13 protein-coding genes and 1 pseudogene are annotated in these 12476 nt (G+C 57.9%); 4 read left to right on the top strand and 10 right to left on the bottom strand.

The features are described 5' to 3' along the window. Positions 1-72: 72 nt before the first annotated feature. Genes ABSE61_RS28335 through ABSE61_RS28345 form a run of 3 tightly spaced genes read left to right on the top strand, consistent with a single transcriptional unit; the run spans position 73 to position 2489 of the window. Positions 73-1074 carry a branched-chain amino acid ABC transporter permease gene (locus tag ABSE61_RS28335; RefSeq protein WP_423874499.1) on the top strand — a complete coding sequence of 334 codons (1002 nt, stop codon included), beginning with the start codon at positions 73-75 and terminating at the stop codon, positions 1072-1074. Further along, a complete protein-coding gene (locus ABSE61_RS28340) occupies positions 1061-1795 on the top strand; it encodes an ABC transporter ATP-binding protein (RefSeq protein ID WP_423874464.1) in 735 nt (244 codons plus the stop codon). The genes ABSE61_RS28335 and ABSE61_RS28340 overlap by 14 nt, the downstream gene beginning before the upstream one ends. Next, positions 1788-2489 carry an ABC transporter ATP-binding protein gene (locus ABSE61_RS28345; RefSeq protein ID WP_423874465.1) on the top strand — a complete coding sequence of 234 codons (702 nt, stop codon included), beginning with the start codon at positions 1788-1790 and terminating at the stop codon, positions 2487-2489. Before ABSE61_RS28340 ends, ABSE61_RS28345 begins: the two co-directional genes overlap by 8 nt. Positions 2490-2700: 211 nt before the next feature. On the opposite strand, the gene ABSE61_RS28350 is transcribed toward ABSE61_RS28345, so the two are convergent. Both ABSE61_RS28350 and ABSE61_RS28355 read right to left on the bottom strand, forming a co-directional pair. Then, entirely contained in the window at positions 2701-3621 is a 921-nt protein-coding gene (locus ABSE61_RS28350) for a transglutaminase-like cysteine peptidase (protein WP_423874466.1), read from the bottom strand. Further along, a complete protein-coding gene (locus tag ABSE61_RS28355) occupies positions 3533-3814 on the bottom strand; it encodes a LexA family protein (RefSeq protein ID WP_423874467.1) in 282 nt (93 codons plus the stop codon). Before ABSE61_RS28355 ends, ABSE61_RS28350 begins: the two co-directional genes overlap by 89 nt. A 38-nt stretch (positions 3815-3852) precedes the next feature. Between ABSE61_RS28355 and ABSE61_RS28360 the strand changes: the two are divergent. Beyond that, positions 3853-4965 (top strand): annotated as a pseudogene (locus ABSE61_RS28360) (IS630 family transposase); the annotation flags it as partial. A gap of 500 nt (positions 4966-5465) precedes the next feature. On the opposite strand, the gene ABSE61_RS28365 reads toward ABSE61_RS28360, so the two are convergent. From ABSE61_RS28365 to ABSE61_RS28400, 8 genes are all read right to left on the bottom strand, one after another. Further along, on the bottom strand, positions 5466-5705 hold the full coding sequence (locus ABSE61_RS28365; RefSeq protein WP_423874468.1) for a hypothetical protein: 240 nt from the start codon (positions 5703-5705) through the stop codon (positions 5466-5468). A gap of 192 nt (positions 5706-5897) precedes the next feature. Continuing rightward, entirely contained in the window at positions 5898-6509 is a 612-nt protein-coding gene (locus ABSE61_RS28370; protein ID WP_423874469.1) for a hypothetical protein, read from the bottom strand. After that, positions 6469-7266, bottom strand: coding sequence for a hypothetical protein (locus tag ABSE61_RS28375; RefSeq protein ID WP_423874470.1), 798 nt, complete (start codon positions 7264-7266; stop codon positions 6469-6471). The genes ABSE61_RS28370 and ABSE61_RS28375 overlap by 41 nt, the downstream gene beginning before the upstream one ends. A gap of 101 nt (positions 7267-7367) precedes the next feature. Then, entirely contained in the window at positions 7368-7826 is a 459-nt protein-coding gene (locus ABSE61_RS28380) for a DUF5681 domain-containing protein (RefSeq protein ID WP_423874471.1), read from the bottom strand. Beyond that, positions 7819-8202, bottom strand: a complete 384-nt coding sequence (locus tag ABSE61_RS28385; protein WP_423874472.1) for a DUF5681 domain-containing protein — start codon at positions 8200-8202, stop codon at positions 7819-7821. Before ABSE61_RS28385 ends, ABSE61_RS28380 begins: the two co-directional genes overlap by 8 nt. Next, the gene (locus ABSE61_RS28390) at positions 8199-9566 is read right to left on the bottom strand and encodes a site-specific DNA-methyltransferase (RefSeq protein ID WP_423874473.1); all 1368 of its coding nucleotides are present in this window, start codon (positions 9564-9566) and stop codon (positions 8199-8201) included. Before ABSE61_RS28390 ends, ABSE61_RS28385 begins: the two co-directional genes overlap by 4 nt. A 630-nt stretch (positions 9567-10196) precedes the next feature. Continuing rightward, complete coding sequence (locus ABSE61_RS28395; protein ID WP_423874474.1) at positions 10197-10433, bottom strand: hypothetical protein; 237 nt, start codon at positions 10431-10433, stop codon at positions 10197-10199. A 701-nt stretch (positions 10434-11134) separates the two neighbouring features. Continuing rightward, positions 11135-12469 carry an NtaA/DmoA family FMN-dependent monooxygenase gene (locus ABSE61_RS28400; protein WP_423874475.1) on the bottom strand — a complete coding sequence of 445 codons (1335 nt, stop codon included), beginning with the start codon at positions 12467-12469 and terminating at the stop codon, positions 11135-11137. Between the last annotated feature and the right edge of the window lie 7 nt (positions 12470-12476).

Here is a 12476-nt window from a genome sequence, read left to right on the forward strand (position 1 = left end):
CGGTTTTTTTATCACGCGACAATGCGGCAAGACCTTCGCGTGACCGAGGCCTCGCAAAGCTTGCCGTTCGCGATGCCGGGCGGTCGTCGCCGGATGCTGCCCGTGACCGAGGTCGTCGTGCTGGTGATCCTGGCACTGGCGCCGCTAGCGCTGCAGGATTACCTCACGGTCTATGCGACCCGGGTGTTGATCCTCTGCCTGTTCGCACTGTCGTTCGATCTGGTCTGGGGCTATGCCGGTATCATGAGCTTCGGGCAGTCGATGTTCTTCGGAGCCGCAGGCTATAGCGTGGCGTTGATCGCGCGCGATCTCGACATCGCCTCGATCTTCGTTGTGATTCCGACCGGCGTGCTGATCGGCTTTGTCGGTGCGCTGCTGCTGGGTGGCTTTCTGTTGCTTGGGCGTCACCCGTCCAGCGTCATCTTCGTCTCGCTCGGTACCATGACCGGCGCTTATGCGGCCGACCGGCTGGCCAGGGGCTGGTATTATCTCGGCGGCCAGAACGGAATTCCGTCAATCCAGTCGATGACGATCGGCAGCTACGAACTCAACGAAGGACCGGTATTCTACTATCTGGCGCTGGGCATCCTGCTGATAGTCTACCTGCTGTGCCGCTTCCTGGTGCGTTCCCAGTTTGGGCTTGCGCTCGTCGGGTTGCGGGAGAACGAGCAGCGCATCGCCTTCTTCGGTTACAAGGTGCAGCATCTCAAGGCGATCATCTTCGCGCTGAGCGGTGCGATTGCCGGCCTGGCCGGCACCCTTTACGCTTTCCACGAGGGGTTCGTCTGGCCCAATATGCTCGGCGTCGTCATGTCGACGCAGGTGGTGCTTTACGTGCTGTTCGGCGGCGCCGGCACGCTGATCGGCGCGGTGATAGGCACCGTCGTGGTCGAGGCGGTGAGCTTCTGGCTGTCCAACAGCTATCAGGATATCTGGCCGATCATTCTCGGCATTCTGCTGCTGCTGGTCATCATGTTCCGGCCGGCCGGCTTGATCAGCCTGGTTCTCGGCGAGCGCGAGCGCGTCGGCAATTTCGGGCGATCGCGGCAGGAAGGCGGCCATGGCGCTGCTTGAGGCCACCGGCATCGTCAAGAGCTTCGGCAAACTGACCGCGCTGAACGGCGCGGCACTCAGCATCGCCGACAACGAATTTCACGGCCTGATCGGACCCAACGGATCGGGCAAGAGCACATTATTGAAATGCGTCGCGGGAGCCGAAACCCCGACCCAGGGGCGAGTTCAGTTCGCGGGCGCAGACATCACGGGCGCCTCACCCGCCGAACGTGCGCGCGCGGGCATGAGCCTGAAATTCCAGATCGCCAGCGTGCTGCCGGCGCTGACGCTTTACGACAACATCTTGCTGGCCCTGCAGGCCAAGTCCTCGCTAGTCGACCTGCTGTTCTCGCGCAGCCGCGGTGCGCATCATGACAGGGTGATGGGAATGCTGGAGCAGTTCCGTCTTGCCGGACGCGCGCATGACCCTGCCTCCGCGCTTTCACATGGCCAGCAACAGTGGCTCGAGATCGCGATGGCGCTCGCGGCCGAGCCGAGGCTGTTGCTGCTGGACGAACCCACCGGCGGCATGAGCATCGAAGAGAGGCGCGTCACCGGCGAGTTGCTGCAGCCGATCAAGGCGGACTGCTCGCTCGTGATCGTCGAGCACGACCTCGACTTTATCCGTGACATCTGCGACCGGCTCACCGTGCTGGATCAGGGCAGCGTGCTGTGCTGCGGTACGGTACAGGAAATTCAGTCGAACCCGAAGGTCCAGGAGGTCTATCTGCGCCGTGCCTGACGACAAATTTCTCGACGTTACCGACCTGGACGCCGGCTACGGCCGGAGCCAAGTGCTATTCGGCGTCACGATGCAGGCGCCGTCGCGAGGCGGCGTCGCCATCCTCGGCCGCAATGGCGCTGGGAAGACCACCCTGATGAAGGCAATTGTTGGCGAATTGCCGTTGCGCCGCGGCTCCGTCAGCTTCGACGCGCGTGACGTCAGCAAGCTGCCGACCGAGCAGCGGATTCGGCTCGGCATCGGCTATGTGCCGCAGGAGCATGCCGTGTTCGCCCGCTTGTCGGTGCGTGACAACCTCGCCGTCGGTATGCTGTCGAGTCAGGACCGTCGCGCGCTTGACCGCGTACTTGGCGCTTTTCCCAAGCTCGGTGAGCGGCTCAATCAGGCCGCCGGCACACTCTCGGGCGGTGAACGCAAGATGCTGGCCATCGCGCGTGCCCTGTTGTCGGACCCCAGAGTGCTGCTGCTCGACGAGCCGACCGAAGGCGTGTGGATCGGGGTGGTCGAAGAAATCACCGAGCGGTTGATCGATCTCGCCAAGGAAATCGCGGTGGTTATCGTCGAGCAACATCTCGATCTGGCGCTGCAGGTCGCCAACCGGGCCTATGTACTCGATCGGGGTCGGGTCGCGCTGTCGGGTGCATCGCACCAACTGCGAGACGATCCCCGCTTGCTGAGCTATCTCGCACCATAACCGGCTCGGGCTGGCGTCGGGCGGCCAAGCCGGTTGTCCGATCTCAACCGCTCCGGTCATCCGTTCGCTGGTTGACGGCTACGTGACAATTTGCTGGCGCAAATCGGCGACTACGCCACTGTGCAAACAAATCTATGCTAATAGCGAGATGGAGTCGGGCCGGTCACTAACCTGGGATGTATCGAAGAAAAGCTCCGGTGCGCTCCGGAGCTTAGATCGTTGGCGTTTCCGCCGCCAACAAAGCGCTGGCTACCAAAATCTTGAACTTGGCGCCTCGGAAAATGGCTATCAATGGCGCTGCGTCAGCGTAGGCGGACATCGTGCGCGTATATGGCGCTGGCTTTGTTGGTGAAGCCGAGTTCGATACGCTGTCGCTTGGCCGGAGCCCCAGTCGCTTTGGTGGGACGAAGCGCCGTGTGCCGTCCTCATCGAGCACGAATTTTGGGATTGATCCGACCATCTCCGTATCGTGGATCAGTGCGAGACGGCGGTTGTCAAGGATCAACCACTGCCCGTTCACACGCGCTGCTACGACTGCATGGTCTTCCATCGGTAAATTGTGCAAGATGACGATCTTCACATCGTCATGGGATAGGCCTGCGTGCAGGAGCGCGACATACTTGAGGATCGCATAGTCCTCGCAATCACCGCGATGGCTTTGCAGCGTCTCGAAGGGAGAACTCCAATGATCAACCACACCCCATTGCGCCTCATCGCTGGTGGACGTGATGGCAAGATTAACCGCCCTGTTGATCAAGCCGACACGGGCGACGCCTGAGCGTCCGGTGCCTTCAGCAACGATAGCCAACAGGTTTTGTGCGACGACGGGACATGTGACTAGCGCGCGGCAGCGCGCCAACACTTGTTGTTCTCGATCGATATCGATTTTGACGGCGCGCCATTTCTCGGCAACCGCTCCGGCGACAGGTTCGGTTTCCATGCCGAATAGTAGATCGTTCTGCGTCGCGTCTTGTCGTACTGCCTGCAGGGAAACCTCGATGAACGCGGCGGCTTCGGCGGCGTCGAAAGCAACTAGTGGTTCATCACAGTGATTTTGACGTTTTGATACCGAGCCATTCGAGGATCGGCAAGCTTTCGGGCGGCACGAGGATTTCGATGCTTCTGGGGACACCGGTTTGACGTCGGATGAAGCCGTTTCGTTCGAGGGTGACGATCATCTGGTGAACGGAAGGCGGGCTGACGCGGAAGTGGCGGCGGATGTCGGTTTCGGCGGGCGGCTGTCCGAACATGTACGAATAGGTATGGATGAAAGCGAGGTAGTGCCCCTGCTTCTCGGTGAAACGCGCGCCTGATTTTTGACTCATCGTTGGATTCGTCCCGGCCTCCGACAAGGAGGCAAAGCATGAATGTACGTTATCGGGTCGAATTGAGCCAAGCCGAGCGCGATGAACTGACGGCGATGCTCGGCGGCGGCAAGCACGCCGCCCGCAAGCTCAAGCGGGCGCAGATTTTGCTGGCGGCCGATAGGAGCTGCCGCGACGAGGAGATTGCCCGGACCGTGAGTGTCAGCCTCTCCACCGTCAGCCGGACCAAGCGTCGCTTCGTGGAAGGCAATCTGGAGCGGGCCTTGAGCGAGGAGCCGCGTCCGGGCGCGGAGCGCAAGCTGACCGGCAAAGAGGAGGCCCTGCTGGTGGCGACCGCATGCGCCAAGCCGCCCGCCGGTCGCAAACGCTGGACGCTGATGCTGCTGGCCGACACGATGGTCAAGCTCACCGATCACGACAGCCTGTCGGGCGAGACCGTGCGTCGCCGGCTGGCCGAGAACGACCTCAAGCCATGGCGCAGGGACATGTGGTGCATTCCCCATGTCGATGGCGAATATGTCGCCCGCATGGAAGATGTGCTTGATCTCTATACTGAAGCGCCTGATCCTGAGCGGCCCTTGGTCTGCTTCGACGAGACCCCCGTTCAGCTGATCGGCGAGGTGCGCCAGCCGGTCCCGGCCCAACCGGGACAGCGCGAGCGCTACGATTACGAGTATCGCCGCAACGGCACCGTCAATCTCTTCGTCACCTTCGATCCATATCGGGGCTGGCGCAACGTCAAGGTCACCGGCCGCCGCGCCGCCGTGGACTACGCCCACTGCATGCGTGAACTCGTCGACGTCCATTATCCCGGCGCCACCTGTATCCGTGTCGTGCAGGACAATTTGTCGATCCACAAGCCTGGGGCGCTGTATGAGGCCTTCGCGCCCGCCGAGGCCCGACGCATCCTGCGCCGCCTCGAATTCCACTTCACCCCGAAGCACGCCAGTTGGCTCAACATGGTCGAGTGCGAGATCAGCGTGCTTCAGCGCCAGTGTCTCGGCCGCCGCATCGACGACCCCAAAAGGCTCCGAAACGAGATCGCAGCATGGCAACGGCGGCGAAATAAAACCCGAGCACGCATCAAATGGATGTTCACAACCGACAAAGCCCGCGCCAAACTCGGCCGCGCCTATCCAGCCACAACCAAAAGTCAAAATCACTGTGATGAACCACTAGGTCGCCCGATTGCGGCAACGCCGGGAGCGTCGCAACGAAGGCGACGAGAATGCAGCCGCCGATGACGATGAATGAGCCAAGGCCCACGAATTTTCCGCAATTCAGTTTTGACAAGACAGCCTACATAATCAAACGAGACAGTCGCGTTTTGGATTTGTGGTCGATAGCTTGTGCTTTTCCGGTTTGGCACAGGAACAGCAGATTTCGGCTTCGGGCGGCAAACATCAGTTTCGCGCAAGATCGCTGCGTCACGACGCGTGCGCCAGCATCGGCTAGATTCGCAATCCGCCAACACCACTAAATTCATTCGGTGCGGCGGCCTTTGTATAGCGCTGCGCGGAAAAGCGTCCAGTCGGACGCCGGCAAGATCGAGTAGACAGCAACGCGGATCGTGATGTGGTGTGCGTGTGCAAGTCTTGTTTTATAGTTGCATTGTACGGGTCAGGACTTGAGTGATCGAAGAGCTCAACCGTCAATCCTTCGATTTGGGCCCGCCATGATAAAGGTCCGCCATGGGTTCAGTCGCCTGCGCCGGGTCGTCGTGATAGTAAACTCCATCGGCGTACGGTTTGGCCGGTCCCACGATTTGACAGTTTGCGTTCGCGTAAAACTGTGCGCAATAGCCTGGATCTTCGATATCAGCCTGCGGCAAAACGTGAGTGGAAAAAGCGGTCGCGGCAATAACGACGGCGCCGACCAAATTGAATTGCATATTTGTCTCCTAACCAGAGAGCTCATTAATTATTTCGGAAGACTGCTTCCGTTCTGCCATTAAATTCTGCTTTAAAGGGCGACAAAGACAACAAACGCAGACGGCCTTCTTGAGTTAGTCTGTTATGGGATCGCGCTTTCGCCCGGAAAAGCGACCACTTGGGATGGAGCTGCGATGCAACGACTCGTACCCTTAGAAGCCCTCGTTATTCCCGAGCGCGATCGCTATCCCATAGCAAAACGTATCCAAAAGATCGTCTTCTCGTTTGTTGTCTTTGTCGCCGATCCGAAAGCTTTCGATCTGGTCGACCAAGTGATTGCGCGATTTACGCTTGTGGACTGTGGTCTTGTCGAGGGCATAGTCGGTGTATTTGACGCTGCCCCGGTAAACGTAGCCAGAAACAGAGAGGGCTCGCTCGTCCTTGCCCACAGCGGTTAGTTTCGAATCGATGGCTGTTGCTGGCCATTGCCTGCGGATAGCCTGCTGCAACAGGATAGTCCCGGAATTCTTGTCCTCGATCCATACGCCAGCCGAACCGTGGCGGGCACCGCAGAGCCGTGACAATTCTTCCAACCGCTCAAATACCATCGGCAGCCAAGTCTCTAGGAGGGCCCCTTCGATTTGAGCAATATCCCAGTCCAGGATCAGGAGAGGTGCCCGCCCGCTGAGCTTGTCGAGCGCAAAGAACGTGACGGCTGTTGCATCATGATCGGTGCCGGTCTTCGACGCGGTATCGATGACCGCAAACACTGTGTCGCAGTGTTTAGGGTAGCCGACCTTGATCGAGCAGTTTTTCGCGAGCAAAAAAGGCAACCCCGGCCCAATCGACGAATTCAGCAAGGTATTCCTGTTGGTAAACTAGTGGGTCGTTGTCTTTGATAAGTTCAGCGAGAAACCGTGCCCGGCGTTCCGACCAAGCCGCCAAGCTTTCGTCCGAGTCCGGTTTTGGAAGTAAAGGATTGTCCATCGTTGTCGCGTGGAAATCACCGAATCCATAGCTCCGATCCGTACAGATATTGTAGAAAAAATTGTCCGGGTTTTTTCCGGCCGAGTTCGAGCAGATTAGCACCTCGCCGCCATAGTCGAACAGCGTCGGCTTGATTGCTTTCTCCCAGATTTCCATCATGGAGCCGTCAACCTTGTTGTCGCCGTCCTTCGCGAAGGCCGCCTCGTCGATGACCACACGCCTGTAGCGCCGGCTACGGCCGGCGATCTGGTTCCCCAACGTCCAGAAGTCGAGACGCCCGCGATTTTTTAATCGAATAACGGATGATCCCATTGAACCTGACTCCCAAAGCGGGCGTAGCGTGCCTTTGATCTCCATGTAAGCTTCCGACCAAATCTTATGTTGGGGTGCAAGCCAGGCGCACTCCCAGCCCTGTAGCAGGCCTTGGCCGATCCAGATCTTGGCAAATTCGGTTTTGCCAAAACGCCGGCCGCATCGCAGGATCTTGTAGCGATGAGGTTTTAAGGCCAAGTAGGCCTTGATTTGTCCGGGATGCATTTTTCCCAGCGAGATCACAGTCTCCGAGTTATTTTTTACAGACAACGTTTTACTCATGACGATATTGGAGCCTCATTCAGTTCAGGCGGCCGAGACATTCGATTGCAGCCTGAACTGCAGCCGGACACGGCAGCTCATTCAGCCCGGGGAGCTTTCGGTTAGGATGAAGGTGGACCGGGAGGATCAGTCGCGGGCGAGCCAGCCTGTTCCCCAGGGTCAGTTGGACCGATTTCGTTTTCTCGTGCGTGAGCGTTGGTCTTTTGCTCGCCGGTCTGGCCTTCGAAATCGGGTATCCAATCCTCTACGATAAATTTCTGAGACTTGGCGCCGCTGGTCTTGCTGGCCTTGGCGCGGAGCTTAAACAGTACTTCAGCGCTCCTTGCATCGCCTTCCAGTGCGCTATTCACCAGCTTCTTGAGCATCAACTCAAGCCGTGATGCTCGCTTCGCACGTCCGCCTTCGCGGTATGCGGTGAGGATATTTCGGAACTCGCTGATGATGTCGATGACAAGCTGGTCTTTGCGACTTTTGGGAGGGCGACCTTTGAGATTACCCGAAACACCCTTTTTGAATTGAAATTCCTTGGGGGGATTACCGCGGCCAGACTTTTTACTCATTGCCTGGGCTCCCGGCTATGGATTGACCGGTGAAAGTCCTGGTGTATTCGCTGTCTGCGAAGGTGATCTCGACCGTTCTGTCCGCGACTTGGGGAGCAAGTTCTAGCCATCGAAAAAAGACGGCCATGGCTCGGCGATCACCCTCGATCCCTTTGTTCCAGAGCTGCTCGAGAATGACCTTCAGCGCCGCAACCCGCTTGGAGTCGCCGTTCACGGTAATCTTCACAGGTGTCAGCAACAGCTTGTCGATCGTCTCGGCCACATCGACCGAGCGAGATGATAGGCCGCCCGGATTAGCGCTTTTCCCTTTTTTCCATTGGGTCGCCTTAGGTGGGCGCCCGCGCCCAATCTCGTAGTCCTTGGTGGAGCGGCTCATTGATCCACTCCCCGGTCAGATCTCGTCTGTGCAAAGGTCCTTCCATTAATGTCCTTTGCCTCCTGCTTGGTCAGTCGCTCCCATCGCCTGATTGCTGTGTCGACGTATCGTCCGTCGATTTCAATGGCGTGGCAGCGTCTGCCGGTGCGTTCCGCCGCGAGGATCGTAGTGCCGCTGCCGAGGTAGGGATCGATCACGATGTCGTTGCGCCGGGTGCAGTCGAGCATGGCGTCCGCGACCAGCGTGATGGGCTTCACCGTCGGATGCGATTCCAGCTGCTTTTTGGAGCCGTTGCGCGCGAAGCTGTTGGCACCCGGAGCATACCAGACGTTGGAACGATTCCGGCCGAAACGGCCGAGTTGAATGTTGTTGATATGCGGGTCTTCTCCGTTCTTGAACACGAACACAAGCTCGTGGCGGGATCGGTAGAGCGACCCCATGCCACCGTTGGTTTTGGCCCATACGCAGAGATTCAGCAGGTCCAGGTTGGCGGCGCGGCCGGCCGCCAGGATTTCCGCCATGTGGCGCCAATCCATGAAGCTGTAGATCAGCGCGCCGTCGCGGCAGTAGGCGATGATGCGCTGAAACGTTTGATGTAAGAAGTCGGCAAATTCGGCTTCGGTCATTTCGCCACTAGCCATCGCGAACTCGCGATGTGTAATCCTCCCGTTGCCGGACACATGTCCATTGATTCGAACATTATAAGGCGCGTCGGTAATTGCCGCGGAGGCCTTTTCGCCGTTTGAGAGGGCGTCATAGCTGGTCACATCCAGCGCGTTGCCGCAGTACAGCCGGTGAGAACCCAATAGCCAGAGATCGCCGGTCCTTGAAACGACGGGCCCGGTGGCCAATTCAAACCGGTCGTCGGCGTCTTCCAATGCAGTATCCAGCGACTGGATTCGCAAATCAATTTCGGGTGGCTCAAATCCGATCGCCTCGATGTCAAAGTCGAGCACAAGGTCGGACAATTCCTTAAGCTGGATCGCAAGCTTGTTGTCGTCCCACGTCGAGCGATCGCTCAACTTATTGTCGGCCAACATGTACGCCCTGGCCTGGGTCGGCGTCAGGTGGTCAAGCAGGACGACCGGGACCTTGTCGATGCCGAGCAGCAGAGCTGCTTCATACCGGCCGTGGCCGGCAACAATCTTGTTGTTCTTGTCGACTAAGATCGGCGCATTGAAGCCGAACGCTTCGATGCTTTTAGCGATTGCGCTTATCTGCGCGCGGCCATGCTTGCGGGGATTATCAGGGTCTGGGATCAGATCCCCGATCGTGATAAGCGAGATTTTCCCGTGCGGGGATACATTTGCGGAGAAGGGGATTGCAATTTTGTTCTTCATTTTCTCGAACCAATAGTTGGCCACTCCGTACATCGGAGTTGAGGCAGCTGTCGGTTGAGATCGTCCCCTGCAAGGTCGATATTACTTACGTCGGAAAGAGAGGTTCAACAAGAGTCTCCGCGCGATTATTCACAGTAACTACTTGTTACCAGTGCTTTCTGGTAGTGGTTTGAAATTCCTTGTTACCTCTTTCGAATGTTTTGGCGTATGTCGCTTTGCTGCGGCGGCGGATGCTGAACACAGCGCGAGAAAGATTTGATCGGCGTAGATCGTCACTAATTTAAGACCGGCAGATGCGGGTGACTCGAAACCGGGTGGGCACCCACACGATCGAGCATCTCGTTGACGGTCTCGCCGATTGCGGCCGAGTCCCGCCGCCTCTGTCAATTTTCCAAGTTTAGATAGCCGTGTCAGTGAAGCCCAACACAGGCTCTGCCGCTCGTGCTTCTTGTTTCATGGTATGAGGTTGCAGTGCGCCCTATCACGGCGGGAGAGAAGCGCGCGGCGTTCGGCGGGCACTTACCTTGAGTGTTGCCGTTAAGTACCCCACCCGTCTGTTAGGGTGGGGCAACGTTGACCTGCAAGAGAACAACAATGAGCGTTTAGGACGTTAGCGTTTTGCTTGCTCGATAATCTTGGAAGTTCCTTGGGACACTAGCTTGATGGGTTCAGCGTAGGATCTTCGCCACGCGGAACCGACGGGTCAAAGCGATCGAGCGCTCGTGGGGTGACATTGATCGGCTTGTTCACCTGATCGTAGGCTCGGCGAAATTCCGAAAGGTCGCGGCCGAAGTAGGGCTTGCTCCGGTGGTGCTCGGACGCCGCTGCCGTTTGGACCGCCAATCCTGTGATCAGCAACGCGCCGAAGATGGTAAGAGCCGTCTTCTCCATGGTCGTCTCCATTGGTTGGACATTCGGAGGCAACTGGGCCTCGTGGTCTTGTGTCTTGATGCGACAAAAAAACCTCATCAATTCTGTCCAACATGGGCTGCACGCACAGGTACGCGTTGTTGCCCATCTCACATTTCACGAAGTCTTGACGGTCACTCGCGCGGGTCCTCCGCGTAGAGCCCGCTCGGTGCGCCGGAAGAGAGCGCGCGGGGTTCGGCCAGTACGCTTCACCTCAACTGTGCCGGAGGGAACAGAGGGAAAGGGACGCTTCTGATATCCACATCGGATTTCGCTGTTAACCCGATTTCGATCCCTGTTATCCGATAACTTTACCCTGTTAATCGTCTTAGGGAATTTGGTGAGAAACCGCCGCGGCACAGCGGCTTCTTCGATGCGGAAATGCCTCTAAGACCTAAAAAACCGCGAACTTCCCTGTTAAATTCCCTGAGAACAGGGAAATATTGAGTGGAGACCGGTTTCGCGAGACTGCTTCCGCCACCAAAGCAAGATCAATCGCTTATGGCTCTACGTTAATGTGTCGTTCCGACAAGCCGAGTCAGCAGCTGTACCACAAGATCTAAATTGTTCTCACCCCGGCTGGCTACGAGTGCTCCGATCCAAGAGGATCCAATTCATTGAGTGCGTATAAGATCTTTATTGTAACTCGGGCATCACCACGAAGAATCCAGGCCAGACAACGCTCACGCCCTCAAGTTCTCCGTAAGTGTCTGACCGCTATACCCCGTACGAAAACGTCCGCGCCGTTGCAGTTCTGGCACCAGGAAATCCACGACATTGAGCAAATCGCGCGGCGTGGCGGGCGGATGCGCGATCATGAAGCCGCCATTTTCGCCCGTCGCAACGAAAATCTCCTCTAGATAGTCAGCAATCCGCTTGGGGGTGCCGTAGACGACCTGATCATAGGATGCGGTATGGTGCGTCATCTGCTCATAGAATTCGGCGCGGGACATCTCTCGCCCTGGTTCCATCGCTCGCGTGATGTGCATGAAGCCGACCGGAGAAGCGTTGGACGCCGTAATCTGCCCGTTGATCTCCTCGATTGTAAAGCGCTCCGGAAGTCTTGAAAGATCGTATCCGATCTGGTGCGACAAGAAGGCTCCAATGCCTTCAGCGGGAATGGCGTGGAGAAGCTTCTCATACCTGCGTCGAGCTTCACGCTCCGTTTCTTCGACGATCAACACCACATCCCAAAACACGCCAACCGTCCTCGGATCGCGACCTTCGGCGACCAAGGCTTTATCCAGCTCATTGCGATGCTTGACTTGGCGTTCAAGACCCGAACTAAGCGCAAAAACATAATCGGCGACGTGAGCGGACGTCTTGATACCGCGTGGCGATGCGCCAGCCTGGACAATCACCGGTCGCCCTTGCGGCGACGGCACACAGGCGAGGGGGCCCTCCACTCTGAAAAATTTACCGGTATGGTGGATCGCCTTGACTTTGCTTGGATCGGCGACCAGCCCGCTCTCGCGGTCCCATTTGAACGCGTCAGGCGCGACGCTTGACCAAAGGGCCTTGCATACATGGATGAACTCGTCCATGCGATCGTAGCGTTCGGCGTGCTCCATGAGTTCATCGAAACCATAATTTGCGGCGTCGGCTCTGCGTGTCGATGTGATGACGTTGAATGCCATTCGGCCGCCGGTGACATGATCGAGCGAGTTAAGCAGCCGCGCAACGTAGAACGGATGCATGAACGTGGACGAATATGTCAATCCGAATCCGATGTGTTGGGTCATCCGCGACATCGCGGCAATGAAGGGACTCATGTCCTGACGTGGCCACCCGATACCCCATTTCACCGCGGGTTCGATCGACCCTTCCCAGGTATTGGGAATTCCGGTGCCGTCGCCAAAAAAAATGAAGTCCAGCAGTCCACGTTCCGCGATCTGCGCAATCTCTTCGTAGAGCCGGATGTCCGGAAAATTCACGTGGCTCCAGGATCCGGGACTGCGCCAGCGGCCGTCCAGGTGGGTCCAGGACAAGTCGTATCCCAGATGAATTTTCTTTTTCATGGACAAC

This window comes from Bradyrhizobium sp., assembly GCF_049519115.1.
Lineage (GTDB): Bacteria > Pseudomonadota > Alphaproteobacteria > Rhizobiales > Xanthobacteraceae > Bradyrhizobium.

Coding starts and splice junctions, on each gene's coding strand:
- ABSE61_RS28400 (WP_423874475.1), bottom strand. CDS start 12,469: ATGAAAAAGAAAATTCATCTGGGATACGACTTGTCCTGGACCCACCTG.
- ABSE61_RS28375 (WP_423874470.1), bottom strand. CDS start 7,266: ATGAGTAAAACGTTGTCTGTAAAAAATAACTCGGAGACTGTGATCTCG.
- ABSE61_RS28335 (WP_423874499.1), top strand. CDS start 73: ATGCCGGGCGGTCGTCGCCGGATGCTGCCCGTGACCGAGGTCGTCGTG.
- ABSE61_RS28355 (WP_423874467.1), bottom strand. CDS start 3,814: ATGAGTCAAAAATCAGGCGCGCGTTTCACCGAGAAGCAGGGGCACTAC.
- ABSE61_RS28365 (WP_423874468.1), bottom strand. CDS start 5,705: ATGCAATTCAATTTGGTCGGCGCCGTCGTTATTGCCGCGACCGCTTTT.
- ABSE61_RS28385 (WP_423874472.1), bottom strand. CDS start 8,202: ATGAGCCGCTCCACCAAGGACTACGAGATTGGGCGCGGGCGCCCACCT.
- ABSE61_RS28340 (WP_423874464.1), top strand. CDS start 1,061: ATGGCGCTGCTTGAGGCCACCGGCATCGTCAAGAGCTTCGGCAAACTG.
- ABSE61_RS28380 (WP_423874471.1), bottom strand. CDS start 7,826: ATGAGTAAAAAGTCTGGCCGCGGTAATCCCCCCAAGGAATTTCAATTC.
- ABSE61_RS28395 (WP_423874474.1), bottom strand. CDS start 10,433: ATGGAGAAGACGGCTCTTACCATCTTCGGCGCGTTGCTGATCACAGGA.